17 protein-coding genes are annotated in these 19,215 nt (G+C 44.4%); 11 read left to right on the top strand and 6 right to left on the bottom strand.

From position 1 onward, the window contains the following. Positions 1-3 precede the first annotated feature (3 nt). The 3 genes from J6I44_RS13130 to J6I44_RS13120 form a co-directional block, all read right to left on the bottom strand. Positions 4-426, bottom strand: coding sequence for a hypothetical protein (locus tag J6I44_RS13130; RefSeq protein ID WP_265766605.1), 423 nt, complete (start codon positions 424-426; stop codon positions 4-6). A gap of 12 nt (positions 427-438) precedes the next feature. Continuing rightward, positions 439-1,386, bottom strand: a complete 948-nt coding sequence (locus J6I44_RS13125; protein WP_265766604.1) for a TerC family protein — start codon at positions 1,384-1,386, stop codon at positions 439-441. A 150-nt stretch (positions 1,387-1,536) separates the two neighbouring features. Further along, on the bottom strand, positions 1,537-2,472 hold the full coding sequence (locus tag J6I44_RS13120; protein WP_265766603.1) for a hydrogen peroxide-inducible genes activator: 936 nt from the start codon (positions 2,470-2,472) through the stop codon (positions 1,537-1,539). Positions 2,473-2,649: 177 nt separating this feature from the next. On the opposite strand from J6I44_RS13120, the gene J6I44_RS13115 reads away from it, so the two are divergent. The 6 genes from J6I44_RS13115 (at position 2,650) to trxA (ending at position 9,045) form a co-directional block, all read left to right on the top strand. Then, positions 2,650-2,925, top strand: a complete 276-nt coding sequence (locus tag J6I44_RS13115; RefSeq protein ID WP_265766602.1) for an acylphosphatase — start codon at positions 2,650-2,652, stop codon at positions 2,923-2,925. 120 nt (positions 2,926-3,045) lie between these two features. Further along, positions 3,046-3,879 (top strand): alpha/beta hydrolase, encoded by an 834-nt coding sequence (locus J6I44_RS13110; RefSeq protein ID WP_265766601.1) that lies wholly within the window; start codon positions 3,046-3,048, stop codon positions 3,877-3,879. Between the two features lie 4 nt (positions 3,880-3,883). After that, positions 3,884-4,303 carry a secondary thiamine-phosphate synthase enzyme YjbQ gene (locus tag J6I44_RS13105; protein WP_265766600.1) on the top strand — a complete coding sequence of 140 codons (420 nt, stop codon included), beginning with the start codon at positions 3,884-3,886 and terminating at the stop codon, positions 4,301-4,303. A 98-nt stretch (positions 4,304-4,401) separates the two neighbouring features. After that, positions 4,402-4,830: a transposase gene (locus J6I44_RS13100; RefSeq protein ID WP_265766599.1), complete on the top strand. Its 429-nt coding sequence runs from the start codon at positions 4,402-4,404 to the stop codon at positions 4,828-4,830. Between the two features lie 291 nt (positions 4,831-5,121). Continuing rightward, the gene (gene dnaE / locus J6I44_RS13095; RefSeq protein ID WP_265766598.1) at positions 5,122-8,604 is read left to right on the top strand and encodes a DNA polymerase III subunit alpha; all 3,483 of its coding nucleotides are present in this window, start codon (positions 5,122-5,124) and stop codon (positions 8,602-8,604) included. Positions 8,605-8,715: 111 nt separating this feature from the next. Further along, positions 8,716-9,045 (top strand): thioredoxin, encoded by a 330-nt coding sequence (gene trxA, locus J6I44_RS13090; protein ID WP_265766597.1) that lies wholly within the window; start codon positions 8,716-8,718, stop codon positions 9,043-9,045. Between the two features lie 332 nt (positions 9,046-9,377). On the opposite strand, the gene J6I44_RS13085 is transcribed toward trxA, so the two are convergent. The 3 genes from J6I44_RS13085 to J6I44_RS13075 form a co-directional block, all read right to left on the bottom strand. After that, positions 9,378-10,754, bottom strand: coding sequence for an alkaline phosphatase family protein (locus tag J6I44_RS13085; RefSeq protein ID WP_265766596.1), 1,377 nt, complete (start codon positions 10,752-10,754; stop codon positions 9,378-9,380). A gap of 182 nt (positions 10,755-10,936) precedes the next feature. Beyond that, positions 10,937-12,160, bottom strand: a complete 1,224-nt coding sequence (gene eboE, locus J6I44_RS13080) for a metabolite traffic protein EboE (protein WP_265766595.1) — start codon at positions 12,158-12,160, stop codon at positions 10,937-10,939. Between the two features lie 276 nt (positions 12,161-12,436). After that, a complete protein-coding gene (locus tag J6I44_RS13075; RefSeq protein ID WP_265766594.1) occupies positions 12,437-13,618 on the bottom strand; it encodes a 3-dehydroquinate synthase in 1,182 nt (393 codons plus the stop codon). A gap of 240 nt (positions 13,619-13,858) precedes the next feature. Between J6I44_RS13075 and J6I44_RS13070 the strand changes: the two genes are divergently transcribed. The 5 genes from J6I44_RS13070 to J6I44_RS13050 all read left to right on the top strand — a co-directional run bounded on the left by J6I44_RS13070 (position 13,859) and on the right by J6I44_RS13050 (position 19,203). Further along, positions 13,859-14,767: an EboA domain-containing protein gene (locus J6I44_RS13070; protein ID WP_265766593.1), complete on the top strand. Its 909-nt coding sequence runs from the start codon at positions 13,859-13,861 to the stop codon at positions 14,765-14,767. A 59-nt stretch (positions 14,768-14,826) separates the two neighbouring features. Beyond that, the gene (locus tag J6I44_RS13065; protein WP_265766592.1) at positions 14,827-15,762 is read left to right on the top strand and encodes a TatD family hydrolase; all 936 of its coding nucleotides are present in this window, start codon (positions 14,827-14,829) and stop codon (positions 15,760-15,762) included. A gap of 220 nt (positions 15,763-15,982) precedes the next feature. Further along, a complete protein-coding gene (eboC, locus tag J6I44_RS13060) occupies positions 15,983-16,906 on the top strand; it encodes a UbiA-like protein EboC (protein WP_265766591.1) in 924 nt (307 codons plus the stop codon). Between the two features lie 303 nt (positions 16,907-17,209). After that, positions 17,210-17,854, top strand: a complete 645-nt coding sequence (locus tag J6I44_RS13055; protein WP_265766590.1) for an RNA polymerase sigma factor — start codon at positions 17,210-17,212, stop codon at positions 17,852-17,854. 293 nt (positions 17,855-18,147) lie between these two features. Continuing rightward, positions 18,148-19,203, top strand: a complete 1,056-nt coding sequence (locus J6I44_RS13050) for a FecR family protein (RefSeq protein ID WP_265766589.1) — start codon at positions 18,148-18,150, stop codon at positions 19,201-19,203. Positions 19,204-19,215 lie beyond the last annotated feature (12 nt).

The following is a 19,215-nucleotide window of genomic DNA, read 5'->3' as shown; positions in this document are numbered from 1 at the left end:
GTGTTAGGATCGTTGAGCCACAAAATATGCAAGCAGTAAAATAGCAAAGCCTACTGACAACATTATGGCACCACTGGTGCGAATTAAATAAGTAAGCCGTTCTTCATTTTGTTGGATGATTATTCGGCTTTGTGCCCAGCGAACAAGTTGGATGCTTGCCAGGTATAGAAGTATTAAACTCCAAGCGGTGAAAAGAAGTTCGATCCAGGAAAAGGGAAGAAAGGATAAAATAAGCCCGGGGAGGGTAAAAAGAGCGAGATATTTGAGAATACGAATAAGTAAAACCGGTGGTTGCTCTTGTTCCGAGGCCGATAAAAACCATTGTTTGATCTGGTTCTTTTGGAATGCAATATATCCACCGCTAAGGATGAGTATAAATCCCAAGGCTGCATAATAAACTAAAAACCATTTGGCGGAAAAAGACATGCCAGGGGCCGGTTAATGGGGTTGTCTTTCTTTTTCTATGACTTCATCCTCCTCGAGGGGATCCATAATTGAAGCAACCACCGAAATGGTTAGGGATGCTGCCACAAATCCAAGAGCATAGGGGGTGGGAATGTGGTAGAATTCCGCAATGAGCATTTTGATTCCTACAAAGACCAGAATTGCTGAGAGTCCATAGTGCAGGTAGTGGAAAAGTCTCATAATGCCTGATACTGCAAAATAAAGGGCTCGTAATCCTAATATGGCAAAGGCATTGGAACTGTAGACAATGAATTCATCGCGCGTAATGGCAAGAATAGCCGGGATAGAGTCAAGCGCAAAGACAAGATCAGTTGTTTCAATGACAACAAGCACAACAAAAAGTGGCGTAGCGACTAACTTGCCCATCTTGCGTATGAAAAAATGGGAGCCGTAGTACGTTTTGACGGTGGGAATAAACCGGCGCACGAGAATGAGAACGGGATTTTGGTCGGGTTGAACCTCTTTATCTTTCTCAAAGGCCAGCTTGATGCCGGTATAGACCAGGAAGCCACCAAAAATGTAGATAATCCAGTGGAACCGTTCTAAAAGAGCTACTCCCGTAAAAATGAAGAAAAAACGCATGACCAAGGCGCCAAATATTCCCCAGAAAAGTACTTTATGCTGGTATTTGGCCGGCACTTTGAAATAGTTAAAGACCAGCAGGAAAACAAATATGTTATCAACGCTGAGGGATTTTTCAATCAGGTAGCCGGTATAGTAGTCCAGGGCGGTTTGCGTACCCATATAGTAATACACGCCGGCCCCAAAAATGAGGGAAAGGACAATCCAGACACCCGTCCAGATGAGTGCCTCTTTAATGCTTTCTTCATGATCCTTTTTGTGAAAGACCGCAAGATCGATGATCAACATTGCGATAATAAAAATGTTGAAAACGGTCCAAAGTATAAAAGAGTGGTCCACGGAGAAATTACTTAATCGTTTTAAAGAAGCATCAAAATTAGCGAACCTTTAACAGAATTACTAAGGGTGTTTTTAGGTGGCAGGTTGCAAGATACTGGGCACAACGTGAACCCGTATCCTGCATCCTGAAACTTGGACCTTGTAACCTGCTTACTCTACCACCAATCCATCTTCTTGTTTGAGTTCATCGGGTATAACAGCCAGAATCTCGTTCTTGAAAGCCTCGATGATATTTTGCTTCAGGTATTCACGTCCATATACCATTCGTATTTTGCGCCGCGGTACAGGATCTTCAAAAAAACGCATATTCGCTTTGGCGCACTGCTCATTAATTTGATTCTTCGCAAGATAAGGCAATAATGTCATCCCAAAATCCTGTTCCACCAGTTGTTTAAGCGTTTCCAGGTTCCCGCTTTCAAACTCAATATCAGGATCTTGAAGCTTATTTTTCCGGAATTTTTTGCAGAGTTTCACTGTCTGGTCACGGAAACAGTGCCCTTCATTAAGCAACCAAAGGTTGGCAATATTCAGATCTTCGATTGAAAGGGATTCTTTTTCAGCAAGCGGGTGATTTTCTGAGACATAACCGATGAAAGGCTCGTAATAGAGATCTTCTTCAAAAACATGGCCTCGTTCAACTGGTGTGGCTAAAATACCGATATCCAGATGGTCATCATCGAGCAGGTCAAGCAGTTCCTCTGTTACCACTTCTTCAAACACAAGCTGTACATCGGGATAGTTTTCTCGGAAGTTGCGCAAAAAGAGGGGGAGCAGGTAAGGAGCTATCGTTGGGATAATACCAATCCGGAAAGTACCACGGAGGTTATCGTCACTAAGAGAAGCCAAATCCTCAATATGTTTGGACTGTTTGAGGATCTTTTGAGCCTGGGCAATAATTTTTTCGCCAATTTCAGTTGGTATAACCGGCGATTTAGATCGATCAAAAATGGTAATGCCTAACTCATCTTCTAATTTATGAATTTGCATACTCAGGGTAGGCTGGGTGACATAGGACTTTTCGGCTGCAGTAGCAAAATGCCGATAGCGATCAACGGCTACAATATAAGAAAGCTGGGTAAGTGTCATTCGAGAAAATAGGTCTGTGTATAGTAGAAGTTCAATTCACAAGGGTTAATTATACAAACTTTATGATTATAAATTGTTGAAAGTTAGATATTTCCTTTTAGATTGGTACCTTTGACCGCTAACGGGATTAATGAACAAAAAATTTTAGATCAAAAGAGTTACAAGGAGTTTAGTTATATGCAACAAGCGCATGTATTTATAGATGGACGAGTGCAAGGTGTTGGTTATCGCCATTTTGCGAAAGTCAATGCAGAAGAAATTGGTGTTTTTGGATGGATTAAAAATCTGCCTGATGGTCGTGTGGAAGCTGTATTTGCAGGTCCGCTGGATCATATACGCGAGATGGTTAATCGCTGTGAGCAGGGTCCAGGAGCCAGCAGGGTCGATAATGTAGATGTGGAGGTCGAAGAAACAGAGGAAGATTTCGATACCTTCGAAATACGTTACCATTGATATAGTTTACTATCACTTTTTATTTTCTTCGATCAAAGTAGCCTGGTAAGTGAGGATCTAACGTAATCCTGCAAGAAAGAGGATCCTCCTATATTATTATAAATAATCTATTAGGTTGAGATGATTAAGCCATTGCTATGGATAGCAGGAACAATTGGAGCAGGATATATTTGTATTCTGTTATTGCTGTATCTGTTTCAGGCCAAGATGGTCTATCACCCAACCGAGGAGTTGTGGGGAGACCCTTCATCCGTAGGGTTACCGTTTGAGGAAATTATTTTTGAGACTACAGATGGCATCCAGCTTCATGGATGGTTTATATCAGCGGGTAGTGAGAAGCCCACGGTGCTCTATTGCCACGGCAATGCAGGTAACATATCGGGGCGTTTGGCGAGTATTAAGCTACTGCATTCACTCGGAGTTAATGTTTTTATTTTTGACTACCGGGGGTACGGGAAAAGCGAGGGTTCGCCATCGGAGCAGGGAACCTACCGAGATGCGAAAGCTGCCTGGGACTATTTGACGACTGTTCGTGGTATAGATTCCAAAAATATCATTATTAAGGGGCGGTCGTTGGGAGGAGCTATAGCCGCCTGGCTCGGCGCCCGGACAAATCCTGCGGCACTGATTATTGAATCTACCTTTACTTCGGCGGCAGATCTCGGAGCTGACTTATATCCCTGGCTTCCGGTAAGGCAACTCCTCCGGTATCAGTATCCGACTATAGATTACATCAAGGAGGTGAAAGTGCCATTGTTTATGGCGCACAGTAGAGACGATCGGGTTGTGCCCTTCCACCATGGAAACGTACTCTTTGAGGCAGCACCGGAACCCAAGACATTTGTTGAGTTGCAGGGGAGTCACGGAACTGGATTCCTGGATACGGGGCTAGAATACCGGGAAGCACTCCAACAGTTTTTAGACACTGACGCATACCCAAACTCAAAAGATTGAACCTATGGATATTGTCGGACAAAAAATCACGGTAGAAATGGAAGGGTTCTCGGATATCAGGGATATTACGGATCATGTTCGTCAGTTTGTCCGTGAGAATGATTTTACCGAGGGACTTATCCATATTTTTCCGATTGGATCTACGGCTTCTATCACAACCATTGAATTCGAACCCGCTCTAGTGCAGGATATGAAAGACAAGCTGGAGGAGTTTGCGCCCCAGGATCAAACGACGCGCCATGGCCAGACTTGGGGCGATGACAATGGATTCTCGCACATGCGTGCCACTATGATGGGGCCCGGCATCACCGTACCATTGCACAACGGCAAACCGGTCTTGGGCACCTGGCAGCAGATCGTCATTATCAACCACGATAATCGTCCACGGGAGCGAGCTGTTTTCTTGCAGGTTTTGGGAGAGTAGATATTTGGAATTCATTGACAAAAAAACTAAATATGAGTACAGCTTTTTAACAAAGAGCGTTTAAAAAAGAGAGAAATCATTCACAAGAGTTGGAAATTATGAGTTGGGTAAGAATTTGGGTGCATATCGTATTCTCAACAAAAAACAGGATGCCGTTTCTCAAAACAAGAGAGCTGAGATATAAAGTATTTCGGCATATCAAGCAGAATGCTGAAGATAAAGAGATCTGGCTGGACTGTGTGAATGGTTACCGCGATCATGCACATTGTCTTATTGCGCTTGGAAAAGAACAAACGTTAGGCAAGGTTGTTCAGTTTATAAAAGGAGAATCATCCTATTGGATCAATGAAAATGAACTCACCCGGCATAAATTTATGTGGCAGGATGATTATTGGGCAGTGAGTGTAAGCGAAAGCCATGTGTCATCATTGAGGAAATATATTCATAATCAGGAAAAACATCATAAAACCAAGTCTTTTTCCAAGGAGCTTAGAGAATTTACAGATAAGTATGGATGGAAGGAATGAGAAGCCACAGTTATCTATTGCAGTTAGCTTCAGCTGACTGCATGATAAGAAGACAGTTCGAATTGACTGCTAAGGAAGAAGGCTTAAATCTTTTTTCAATTCTTATTCAGTTGACTGAAGTCAACTGCAATAGATAATATAAATTTTAGAAAGTTAAGTATTCTCTACAGTCTGGTCCGGGAGCAGGAGTCTTTGTCTTTGCTCCAAACAATTCCAAATATCTCCTTAATTTTGTGGCGTATGAATTGTATCATTATGCCAACCTTTCATTCTTAAACTGGAGTAATCTGCATGAACTTTTCACACCTTCATTGTCACACGCAATTTAGTATGCTTGACGGCGCTGCGAGCATCAGCCAGCTTGTCAAAAAGTCGAAAAATGAAGGGATGCCTGCCATTGCAATTACGGACCATGGTAACATGTTTGGCGTGCCGGAGTTTGTGAATGAAGCGCACAAGCATGGCGTGAAGCCGGTGATTGGATGTGAGTTTTACATTACGCCTTCGGGCATGGATGATAAAAGCGACCGAACGCGGTATCACCAGGTGCTGCTGGCTAAGAATATGGACGGTTATCGAAACCTTGCAAAGCTCTGCTCTCTCGGTTACACGGATGGACTTTATTACAAGCCCCGTATCGACAAAGAAACACTGGCCGAGCATTCCGAAGGACTGATTGCTACCACCTGTTGTATTGCCAGCGAGATTAACCAGACCATCATCAATGAGAGCGAGAAAGAAGCACGAGCCCTTTTTGAGTGGTATTTGAATGTCTTTGGGGATGATTACTACATTGAGCTTCAGCGCCACGGCCTGGAAGACCAGAATCGGTGTAACGAAGTGCTGATCAAATGGTCGAAGGAGTATAACGTAAAGATGATTGCGACCAATGATTCGCATTACGTGGAGGAAGAAGATTCTGAGGCGCACGATATTCTGTTGGCTCTGCAGACTAATGCGGATATTAATGATCCCAATCGATTTCGGTTTACCGATGACAACAACAACCTGAATACCGAGTTCTACCTGAAGACGCCGGCAGAGATGAAGGAGCTTTTTAGCGATGTTCCGGAGGCGGTGGATAACACCAATGAGATTATCGAAAAGGTCGATGATATTGAGCTCAGTTCAGAGTTGCTGCTTCCAGATTATACCATCCCGGATGAATATGACTCCATGTACGACTACCTGCGCCAGTTAACCTACGAGGGCGCCAAGGAGCGGTATGGGCAAGTCACTCAGGATGTAAGCGAGCGCATTGAGCAGGAGCTTGCCATTATCAAGGATATGGATTTCGTCGGTTACTTCCTGATTACACAGGACTTTACGACCGAAGCCCGTAAGCGTGATGTTTTTGTGGGGCCGGGTCGGGGTTCGGCGGCAGGCTCTATCGTAGCCTATTGCCTGGGCATTATCAATATAGATCCACTGCGGCACGACTTGCTGTTTGAGCGGTTCCTGAATCCCGAGCGGGTAAGTCCACCGGATATCGATATTGATTTTGACGATGGCGGCCGGCAGGAGGTCATTGACTACGTAGTTGAAGAATACGGGCGCAGCAATGTGGCCCAGATTGTGACTTACGGTACGATGAAGGCCAAAACATCCATCCGTGACGTGGGGCGTGTACTGGGTGTGCCGTTGGAAGAGGTAAATCGTATCACAAAAATGTTTCCGGATGGACCGGGCTTTACTGAGTTTGAAGACGTCCTTGATTCCCGCAAGAACCCAGAGTCGGCCAAAGACATCCAGCAGCTTTTTGAACATCCGGATCCACAGGTACAGAAGATGATGCGGTTTGCACGTACGCTGGAAGGCTCTGCGCGACAGACCGGTATACACGCGGCGGGCGTTATTATCGCACCGGGAGAAATAAGTGATTATGTGCCGGTGGCGCTCTCCAAGGATAAAGAATTGATTACCCAGTACGACGGTCCCCATGCCGAGCAGTGCGGACTGTTGAAAATGGACTTCTTGGGTCTTAAGACGCTTTCGATCCTGAAGACGGCCATCCAGTATGTGGAAGAAAATCATGGCGTTCATTACGAGCTGGATGATGTGCCTGAGGATGATGACAAGACCTTCGAGCTGTATCAAAAAGGGAATACCATTGGGACCTTCCAGTTTGAGTCGGACGGAATGCGGAAGTATCTCAAACAGCTGAAACCCACCACCCTGGATGACCTGATTGCCATGAACGCACTCTATCGTCCGGGCCCCATGCAGTTTATCCCCGAATATATTGATCGTAAGCACGGACGTAGCGAGGTCGAGTATCCCCATCCTGATCTGGAAGAATTGCTCAAGCCGACCTACGGCATTATGATCTACCAGGAGCAGATTATGAAGGCTGCTCAGATCATTGCCAACTACTCACTCGGTGAAGCGGATTTGCTGCGCCGTGCGATGGGGAAGAAGAAAAAGAAAGTGATGGCCAAGCAGCGCAAGGTGTTTACCGAGCGCGCGGTAGAAAACGGGGTGACCGAGAGCAAGGCCGAAGAGCTTTTCGATATTATGGCCGAGTTTGCCAATTACGGCTTTAATAAGTCGCACTCGGCTGCTTATTCGGTGGTGGCTTACCAGACGGCCTTCTTCAAGGCGAATTACATGCCGGAATATATGGCCGCCGTACTCACCCACAATATGGGTGACATCGATAAAGTATCGAAATTTATTGAGGAAGCTTACCATAATGGTATTACGGTGGATCCGCCCAATATAAACACTGGTGCCGGTAAGTTTGTAGCTGTGGATGGACGTATCCAGTACGGGATGGAAGCTATTAAGGGCGTGGGCTCTAATGCGGTGGCAGAAGTGGTAGAAGAGCGAAAAGAGAATGGAAAGTATGAATCTATTTATGATTTCGCCCGCCGTATCGACTCGCGCATCTGCAACAAGCGCACGCTGGAAAGCCTGATCCAGGCCGGAGCCTTTGATGAATTGAATCCGCATCGCCACCAGCTGCTGGAAAGTATGGAAATGATTGTTAGCTATGGCTCGCGCGTGCAGGAAATGGAAAATTCCAATCAGTCGGATCTGTTCGGCGATGGAACGGGTAGCGCTTCGGCCATTGATGAGCCCGAGCTTGCCAATGTTCAGCGATGGTCGAATATTGAGCGGCTCAACAAAGAGCGCGAGCTTATTGGGTTCTACCTGAGTGGGCATCCGCTTGAGAAGCACCAGGAAGATGTTGATATGTTTTGCTCACACACCCTCGATCCGGATAAGCTGGAGCAGCTGAACAATCGTACAGAAGTTCGATGTGCAGGCATCATCACGGAAGTAAACCGCGTAACGGATAAAAAAGGGCGCCCTTTTGCCTTTCTGCAGGTAGAAGATCTGCACGGCACGGTCGAAGTCATCGCTTTTAACGACGTATATGACAGCAATCTCGGTATGATTCAGGTGGATACGCTGGTCGTCGTTGATGGTAGCATTGATACCCGCCGCGGCAAAGCCCAAATTATTGCCAACAGCTTTGAACGCATCGAAAGCATGCGCGAAAAATACCAGGATCAGATTGAGTTAAAACTGGATATTGATACGACCCAGGTAAATGAGGATGAGTTGCAAGAAATGGCCAATTTGTTTAAACAGCACCAGGGACAAACGAATGTACGATTGAATGTGTTGAGCAAAGAAGCAAAAAGACCATTTGCAATGCACGTTCGTAAATTCGTTATTGATCCCAATGAAGAATTGTTAAATGGACTAAAAACGCTCTTAGGTAACGATTCTGTTACCTTAAAACGAAATGCGAGTCATGGTCGATAAATTTTTGCAATCTATCGGATAACAAGAAATGATATGATTGCATCGTTATATTATACGATATTTAACAAAATTCAAAAGCATTTAACCTTAATTAATGGATAAAATGTAGTTATGAGCAAAGCACTAAAATTTACAGATGAGTCTTTTGAAGAAGATGTCATTAACGTGGATTCCGATAAACCCGTATTGGTTGACTTTTGGGCCGAATGGTGTGGACCTTGTCGTATGGTAGGTCCTGTGGTGGATGAATTGGCTGATGAGTTTGAAGGGAAAGCCAAGATTGGTAAAGTAGATGTTGATTCCAATTCTGAAACATCCACAAAGTATGGCATTCGCAGTATTCCCGCACTATTGATTTTTAAAGGTGGTGAAGTAGTTGACCAGATTGTTGGAGCCGTTCCTAAGGCCCAGCTTAAGAAAAAGCTTGAAGCTCAGCTGTAATAGCTAAGTACCAATTACTTTCGAAGGGCGGTGGAGTATTCCATCGTCCTTTTTTATTTGCAGGAGGGTTTGTAAAACCACTCCACCTTGTCATTCTGAACTTGTTTCAGAATCTTATCTACATTTGTCAGCGTTTAAATGGAGATCCTGAAGAGATACTGAAACAAAGCTTGTCCCGACTTCAATATGAGTTCAGCATATGATTCAGGATGACAAGTCAGGTTATGCAGAAGGTCTCTTAAAGAGATCTTTGCTAAATCCGTCAGACGATTATGGTGGGTAGCTTGTAATATCTACCCCGGACTTCCAAAGTGCAGGAGAAGTGTTGCGATTTATTTATCAAACAGGTGCTGCAGGATAATGCCTTGGACCTGGGTCGGTTCCAATCTGGATTTAGGAATATGTTGCCCCTGTTGCGAGACTAACAGCGGATTTACGCCAGCTGATTCTGTTATGAGTCCGTGTGAGCCCCGAACACCTTTGCCATGGATGGGTATCAAATCCATCATATACCGGAAGCCCAACTTTTTTTGGAGCAGCCGCATGCCGGCTTTGAGTATTGGAAAGGTGATTTCTGGATCCATGAGCATTTCTGCGGGGTCGTAGCCCGGTTTAGCATGAATGTCGACGGTGGGAGCAAAATCCGGGGCTTTGGCATCATCCAGCCAGTAGTAGTAAGTAAACCATGCTTTGGACTCTGCAATGGCTACCAACTCACCGGATCGCGCATGATTCAGCCCGGCTTCCTTTTTACCTTCTTTACCTAAAATAGCAGCTACGCCCGGCATCTCTTCAAGCATCTGTTTGACAGGCTCAATATCCACCGGATCTTCGACATAAATATGAGCTACCTGGTGGTCGGCCACGGCAAAAGCGCGGCTGGCTCCGGCATCTAAGACCTCGCCTCCCAACTCTTCACGAACGGTAATGAAGCCGTTTTTTCGCAAGGTTCTGTTGAGCGAGACGGGCTGATTAACTTCAGTAATGCCATACTCAGAGAGAACGATTACCTGCGTGCCACGCTCTTCATAAAAATTGATAAGCTCTTCGCAAACTTGGTCAATTTCCTGCAGATCTGTTTTTATTTCTGAAATATCAGGCCCGGATCGTTGCAGGCAGTAATCCAGATGGGGGAGGTAAACAAGGTTTAATGTAGGATCGAACTCTTTGGCTACCATCTTGGCTGAATCGGCAATCCACTGGCTGGAAACAATAGATGTATTCGGTCCCCAGAAATTAAATAGTGGAAACTGTCCCAGTTCATCCTGAAGCGTATCTCGATAGGACATCGGCTTAGCATAAATATCCGGAACTTTAACGCCGTCTTTGCGATACATCGGTCGTTCGATAACTACATAATCAGCCCCGGAATAAGTAGCATAACGCCAAAATAGGTTTGCACAGGTAAAGTCAGGATTTTTTTGGCGGCTGATATCCCAGATAGTCTGTTGTTGGATGAGTTTGCCGGACCGCATCCAGAAGCGAATTTCGCCGGTGTCTCGAAAATACCAGCCGTTGCCCACTACTCCGTGTTCGCTGGGCATGGTACCGGTAAGATAAGTAGCCTGGGCGGAGCATGTAACAGCAGGCAGGATGGGATCCACCGAAGCCACGGATCCCTTATTGAACCACTTCTGTAAAAAGGGAGTGTGCTCGCCAATCAGGTCGGGCGTCAACCCTACAACATTTAGTACAGCTGTTTTCTGCATTTTCAAAAAAAGTTGGAAGCCAGATTAATTAAGACCTTTGCAAAATTACCTCATCTTGTCATTCTGTCCCGAATCCTCGGGATCAGAATCTTATAGCTATTTGATAGCATTCAAACGAAGATCCTGAACTAAATTCAGGATGACAAGTTAACTTTTGCAAAGGTCGCTGATAATTTACTAATCTAATCTTTGTTAAATTCTGTCAGAACCCATTCGAATTCACGTTCAATAGAATCAACGGGCGTTTTCTTAAGTTCTTCGGGTAGTACATCCCAGGTATATGTTTCTATTTCAAAATGCTGGCACAGGTTGTTTTCTTTCAGAAAGTCCAGACTTTTACTGATATCTTCCTGCGTGGAGGTCAATTGATTGAACTGATCGATAAAAATAGGCACGTGGTAGTGGATACGCCACTCACGAGCATCCGAGTCAAAGATATGAGGCAGAGCGGTATCTAAATCTCGATACTGATTTATGGATCCATCTGTTCGTCGCTCTACCACCTGGTGCAGGTAGGTTGACTCTTCAAATTTTTGGAGTTCCTTCTGGATAGATTGACGGTCTTTTGCAGCTTCAGGAAGAATCACCTTCAAAGCGGCACTGATTTGTGTTTTGCCTACCTTAATTCCGGCTTCATGGATTTGCTGTAGGGCTTCACTTGGTTCTTCGTATTCAACGGCAAAGTGACAGGTATCATAACAGAGTTGGATGTGATCTTTCAATAACTGTTTCGCTTCCTCAAAACTATAGTTATGGTGCTCCATCAGGTAGGCGGCACCGACCGGGAAGAGCCATTCGGTAAAAAAATCCACCGTTTCCTGGGTGTTTTCCAGCAGGCAGTCAGGTTCGGGTTCAATATCGATATGGATTAGCTTACCGTGTTCTTCCCTGATATCAGCTAACAAAGCAGCGACCCTCGCTAAGTTGATGCTTCCTTTCCGAAAAGCCTGTTCTTCCAGGCAAGGTTGTTGAAGCCAATATTTATAGGAAATGGGTGAGGTAGAAATGCCACCTTCAACGTCATTGGGTAAGAGCTCAGCCAAAATGTGAGCCAAATTAATTGTGTATTCAACCCGTTCTTCCGTCCGCCAGTCGGGGGTATAAACCAGATCCTTAACTCGCTGACGATGAAAGTTGCCATAGGGAAAGCCGTTCATCGTAAAAACGTAGCAGTCCTCATCGGCAAGCCAGTCTTTAAATTCGTTTAGCTTATTATCAGATCGGAGCGTTGCAGCTGCCTGGGCAGACAGACGGAGACCAATACCAAACGGCTGTTGTGGAGCAAGGCGCTTCTTAAGACCGGGGACATGGGTTTTAAGTTGTTGAAAAACCTGATCCCATTTTTCACCGGGATGAATGTTAGTGCAATACGTTAAGTGAAATGAGGGGTGGTTGCTTAATTGCATCCTTATTTATTGTGGGTGTTGTTAATAATTGATTATTTGTAAACCCATTTAGCGGTTAAAAGAGAGATAACATTCTATGTACAGGAGTTCAATCTCCCTAAATCCCTCTTCTCCAAGAGGGACTTTGAGTTATTATGTAGTACTTATGTTGAGCAAGGAGTTCCTCCTTGGAGAAGGAGGACAGGAGGATTGACAATGCTTTTTTCCAATTAATAAATTCTTATTCCAAGGGTCATGTTAAAGGTATCCATTAACAGATGACCAACAACTAAAACATTACACTTGGGCTCGCTGCTCTTCAAATGCTTTTAGTTCTGATATTGCTTCCCGGTACACATCGTAATCTACTTCATGAACCTCTCGTCCTGTGCCAATCTCTTCCAGCAACATAATGGTTAGTTCACCGCCAAGATGCTCGCGGAATTCTTCCAAGCCATGGAAAATAGATTCAGGATTCTCCGGGGCATCAATCTTATGCTCTAATTCTGGAATAAAGAGCTTGTATCCGGCATTGCGCAGCATTGTTAAAACTCGTTGGCACGCCTCTTCAGAGAGCAGGCCATCAACTTGGGAATAGATACAATCCAGGGCCAGGCCGATAGCGACTGCTTCGCCATGGCGCAGTTCGTAGTCCGTAATTTGTTCAAGCTTATGGGCCGACCAGTGTCCAAAATCCAGTGGGCGCGAGGAGCCCATTTCAAAAGGATCGCCAGAGGTGGCAATATGCTCCAGATGAAGCTCCGCACAACGATAAATGAGATGATGCATTGCTTCAGGGGCACGATGATCAAGAGCGGTGGCCTTATCTTCCAGGAATTCAAAGAAATCAGCATCTTTAAGCAAGGCTACTTTGACGGCTTCAGAAATCCCCGAACGCCAGTCTCTCTGATCGAGTGTGTTGAGGAATGAAAAGTCATTTAATACCGCAAAAGGCGGAGCAAAAGTGCCGAGAAAATTTTTCTTTCCAAAAGCATTAACCCCGTTTTTTACACCAATGCCGGCATCATTTTGTGCGAGGACGGTTGTGGGAATGCGAATGAGGCGGATGCCGCGATGGGCCGTTCCGGCAGCATAGCCTACCGCATCAAGTACGGCACCACCACCGATGGCTGCTACATATGAATGCCGATCGAGGTTGGCAGCATTGATGGCTTCGTGGAGCTGGTCAATAATGGTCGGGTCATTTTTAACGGCTTCTCCACCGGGAATAACCTGTATCTCATTTACCGCCTGAAAGGCATCTGCATGCGATTTCGCATACGACTTAATTTGGTTTTTGAGGTCCGGATGATGTTGGGAAACACCGGCATCAATGACAAAGAGGACTTTGCGGGCTACCTCAGCCGAAGCTTTGGTAACAGTATCCGAAAATAAGGCGTTATCGTGTTCGAATAAACCACTTGTAAAGTGGATGTTATAGGTAAAGGATACGGGTACGTTCTGTTCAATAGATTTCATAATGGCAGAACCTATTTAAATGGCTCAATAAGTGCAAAAGTTTTGAGTGTTAAAATTACAAGTTTTGCATTTTTTATATTTAATTCCCTGCGCCTATTGTTATTTTTATAACAGCCGGTGGAAATTCACCTAAATGATTGTTACCGTAAGGCACAATAAAAACAGGATAATAAATAGTTTTATTGTCTGTTGAATTACCTCGTCTAAAACAAATTATAACCGAACATAATTTATGTTATAATGGCTGATGCTCAACAAGAAATAGCCCTTTCTACTCTGCAATCGTTGATACATTCCTGGATAGAACAAAGATTGGATGGAGAAGTATTGGATTGGCTTAACTCGACCAGCAAAAAGTTGCAGGGAGAAGCGGAAGATTGGGAATTTTTTGCTTCATTTAGTGGAGTACCTCAGAAGACAGGGAAAGCCGCATTAGAATTGAAACCGGAAGAGATTGAGGCCGCCCGGAATATTAGACCCGGATGGCAGCCCGAATACTGGTCGCTGGATGAACTGGCAAGAACCTCTCTGGTGTTGAGTATTGCGGAAAGAGATCAGTCGTATTTTTTGGATATTCTCGAAAAGACATTTGTGGCAAGTGACATTGGAGAAGCGGTGGCACTTTATCAGAGTTTAGCAATCCTGCCTTATCCTGAGCAATTAGACAAAAGAGCCGCCGAGGGGATACGTAGCAATATGACTTCCGTTTTCAATGCCGTGGCCCTTAGAAATCCTTATCCGGCAGATTATATGGATCAGGGAGCCTGGAACCAGGTGGTGCTCAAAGCCCTTTTTGTCGAGAGCCCGCTCTACCTGATTGAGGGTATCGATCGGCGCGCCAATGAAAAACTGGCACATATGCTGGTTGATTATGCGCATGAACGTTGGGCCGCCGGTCGGAGCGTATCTCCCGAGTTGTGGCGCTCGGTGGGGCCTTTTGCTGAAGGTGATATGATTGGCGATCTTGAAAAGGTTTTAACCCATGAGGATGAAATTCAGCAGCAGGCCGCCGTCTTGGCTTTGTCAGCCAGTTTATCAGAAGAAGCAAAGGGCTTGCTTAACCAGCATTCCGAGATTGTAAAACGCGCTAAAGAAAAAAAGGCTAACTGGGATGACATCGGGGCCCGGTTTAATAATAATGATGAATAGTTAAGTCCTGAAGTCATCCAGATATTTTAACACAATTTTGAATCAAATTATCTTGTTTTATGTCCATTGATGAAATGAATTTTATTGATCCGCATGTTCACATGATTTCCCGAACAACGGATGACTACGAAGCCATGCGTCAAGCGGGGGTTGTAGCTGTCATTGAACCGGCTTTCTGGCTCGGACAGCCACGAACGGATGCGGCCTCTATGCTCGATTATTTTAGTATGATTGTTGGATGGGAACGGTTTCGGGCCGAGCAGTTTGGTGTTCGCCACTACTGTACCATCGGCTTGAATGCCAAAGAAGCCAACAATGAAGAGTTCGCGGAGGATGTCATGGAGCTGTTACCTCGCTTTGCCAATAAAGAGGGAGTAGTAGCCATTGGAGAAATTGGCTATGACGACATGACGGACCTGGAGGAAAAGTATTTCCACCAGCAGCTCGAGCTGGCTAAGAAGATGGATAAACTGGTGCTGATTCACACTCCGCATCGCAACAAAAAACAGGGAACCATCCGCAGTATGGATCTCTGTGAAGAACATGGGCTTGATCCATCCAAAGTCATTGTTGACCACAACAATGAAGAAACAGTGAAGGATGTGCTTGATCGCGGCTACTGGACGGCCTTCACGATCTACCCGGGAACCAAGATGGGTAATGAGCGGATGGTCGAAGTTGTGAAGCAGTACGGCACGGAGCGAATCTTTATCGACAGTGCTGCTGACTGGGGCAAAAGTGATCCGCTGGGCGTTCCCAAGACGGCACAACTGATGGCCAAGCGGGGAATACCTGAGGAGGACATCAAGAAAGTGTGCTACCAAAATGCCTTGGATGCCTATGCGCAAAGCGGACAGATGAGCGAAGAAGACTGGCTTGACCGTCCCTCGATCGACCAGAGCCAAACCTACAGCGGTAATTCTGTATTGCGTGGCGGGGCAGAGCCTTTTATCGAGAAAGAGCACCCCGATGAAGACGACATTATTATTGAGTAAGGACTACTGCGTACTGGGACTTTGCAAAACTACTATATCTTGTCATTCAGGACCCCGACAGTAGTCGGGACAGGCTTTGTTTCAGAATCTTATATGTCTTTGACAGCTTTTTAAGGAGATCCTGAACTGAATTCAGGATGACAAGTTTGGTTTTGCAAAGTTCCTCTTATTGCTTATTGTGGCGTCATTTGACCATGTCCTACGCACTACGAAATAAATTATGAACCAAGCTAAGCATTCATTTTTATCCAAGGTTCGGGCCTATGCTGAGCTCATGCGTCCAGCCAACATTATTACAGCATTTGCTGATATTTTAGCTGGTTTTGCCGCAGCGGGTGGAGTAGTAGCCTTTACAGATGGGGTGGTATCCGTTTCGCCGGTAACGTTGGGTTGGCTTTTGCTTTCCACCTTTGGACTGTATGGCGGCGGCGTAGTTTTTAACGATGTCTTTGATGCCAAACTGGATATGGAAGAACGTCCAGAAAGAGCTATCCCCAGCGGTAGGGCCTCAAAGACAGGAGCTATTCTTCTGGGAGGGCTGTTGCTAATCTCCGGCATTGTAGCCGCGGCGATGGTTAATGAGTACGCCGGTTTGCTTGCCTTGGGGATTGCGATCTGCGCTTTGGTATATGATTATTGGGCCAAGCACTCAACCCTTTGGGGGCCTCTTTTTATGGGAAGCTGTCGGGGGGGGAATCTGCTGCTTGGTTGTAGCGTATTTCCTGCTTTGATAGCCGATTTATGGTTTCTGGCTCTGCTACCTATCGCTTATATCGGGGCTATTACCTTGGTTAGTCAGGGAGAGGTACACGGAGGTAATAAAAGATCGGGTTTCGCGTCATTGGCACTGATTGTATTCGTGACGCTCAGTTTGTTCTTATTGGGTATACTTCCATCCTATGCAGTAGGGCCAGCAACTATTTTCGTCCTTGTGTTCGGTGGTCTCGTTTTACCCCCTTTCTGGAAAGCCGCTCTTCATCCTAAACCTTCTTTCATTAAAAAAGCCATTAAGCGAGGAGTCCTGTCTTTGATTTTATTAAATGCAGCCCTGGCTGCAGGATTTGGAGGGTGGAGAATGGGAATAATAGTAGCCTTATTGCTGCCTTTATCTATATTAGTCGCCAAGCTTTTTGATGTGACGTGATTTATTTATAAATAAATTTTGTATAGTCAAGGCAATTTGCTCGTACTGAATATGGCTCTATATATGAGCCTTTCTACGGCTATATACTTCCTTTTAGTTCCGACATTCTTGATTGCCGATAAACCGGATTTAATTGTAATTGGCATCAGTCATATACTTTCTTTTTATTAGAAGAAAGATAAAAAGTAAGGGGCTGTGGATATTTTCAGATCGAAAAACAAATACTTTTTAGTATTTACGGAAAGTTATTCTTCACCTGAATGGTTAAAATTTATGTAGAATCGGCTACTAAAAGAATTGGGTATGACATTTGAAGGAAGGGAATCAACGGGAAATGGGTACGCCGAAAGTCGTCAGCTCTGGGAGCAATTTTTAGGTGGCGATTTAGAAGCATGGGAGCGTATTTTCACCCTTTTTTATAAGGATTTGTATGGTTATGGATTAAAACTTTCTGCTCGCCCAGAGCTGACGAAAGATTGTATCCAGGAACTCTTTGTGGTACTGTGGGAGCGCAGAGACCATTTGGATGAAGTACAATCTATTAAAGCCTATTTGTTAGCTTCACTTAGAAGAAAGCTTTTAAAAAGGCTGAAGAAAAAAAGGAAACACTTTACCAGTCTTGAACAGGAAGACACAAGCCATTCAGTCGATATTCAGTTTTCACCAGAAGAGCTAATCATTAAAAGAGAGAGAGAAAATAGTAAGTTACAAGCGCTATATGAAGCCTTTGACGCCCTTCCTGACCGTCAGAAAGAAGTCTTGTATCTGAAATATTTTAATGGGATGAGTTACGAGGAGATTCAGGAAATACTTGAGATCAGTTACCAGTCGATACGAAATCATATATATCGGGCGGTTAAGCGGCTTAGGAATATTTTGAATGAAAATATTTCGGAGATCACCATTTCATTGTTACCATTTTTGTTTTCATTCCTTTTTGGGATATAGCAACTCGAGAACTGCTAAGAAGGGCAGGCAATTCTATTCTCGCAAATTTACCTCTTATATCAACTTGCAGATAATTTTTGCAATCGATACGCACAAAACGCAGCGTTTAGTACAAATAAAACGTCTTTTCTTGCTCAGGGATTAACGTTAATACTTCCTTAAAAAGGCACTTAGGGTATTATAAGCGGGTTTTCAGTAATTATTCCTAGTTTTTGAAAAAAATTGAGTACAAATAGGATTTATTTGCTCTATAGTGGAAAGAAACGGAAAAGATTAACATAAACATACTTAACGTGGAAGGTAATTCAATAACAGTTCAGCACTTATGCAGTGATCCTTCTTTTATCCGATGGGTAGAAGGAAGGGCAACCCAGAACGAAGAGAAAAGCTGGAATGAGTGGGTACAAAAGAATGAAGAAAACCGTCGGCTGGCCATTGAAGCTCAGCAAAGGATATCTGGTTTTGTATTTGATGAGCCAGCGTTGCCTGATGTGCAGGAAGAATGGAGTAAAGTGCACCATAGGGTTACAGCAAAAGAACAGGCAGAAGCTAAAGTTACAAATTTAGGTAACGGTAAGTCTTGGGATGCTGTTTCTGTCTTGTACAAAGTAGCAGCTGTGTTATTAGTCGGTGCTTTTGTTGGTTTTGCGGCCTATATCTTTCAAGAGTCCAATCAGGTAAAACAAGAGGTTGCTGTACATACCGTTACAACGGACTACGGAGAGACAAAGACGCTGAACCTTTCCGATGGGTCACAAATTATTTTAGCGGCCAACTCTCAGCTTTCATTCAAAGAGAATTGGCTGGAGCAGCCTACTAAGCGGCTTAGTTTAGATGGAGAAGCTTTTTTTGCTGTAGCACCTAAAAAAGCTAAAACTCATCCAAAATTAGAGGTTGAAACAGAGGATGGCACAGCCTCGGTATGGGGCACCCGCTTTACGGTAGATACTTATGTTGAAGGCACCCGTGTGGTATTAGAAGAGGGAGAAGTTGAAGTGAGGACCATACAGGATAAAAGAATGACCATGAACCCTGGAGAGATGGCGACGTTTCAAAAAGAAAGTTCAGAAATTCAGCTTCAAAAGGTAAATCCAAGGGTATATACCTCTTGGTCTACGAATGAACTCTTCTTTGATGATACGCCATTATCAGTACTGGTTAACCGAATTAAACGGACTTATGGAGTAAAAGTAAAAGTTCAAAATCCTGAGATATTAAGAAAGAAGCTCTCTGGGTCAGTGGACTTTAAGAGCTTAGATGGATTGACGGATGCTGTAGCTAAGATTTTTGATATTCAGATTGAGCAATCGGAAGATGGATTAATTATTAATAATAATAAAAAAGGTTAGGGAAATATGATT

The sequence above is a fragment of the Fodinibius salsisoli genome (assembly GCF_026229185.1).
Lineage (GTDB): Bacteria > Bacteroidota > Rhodothermia > Balneolales > Balneolaceae > Fodinibius > Fodinibius salsisoli.
The sequence above is the reverse complement of the archived record's forward strand: the minus strand, read 5'-3'. Positions and strand labels throughout refer to the sequence as shown.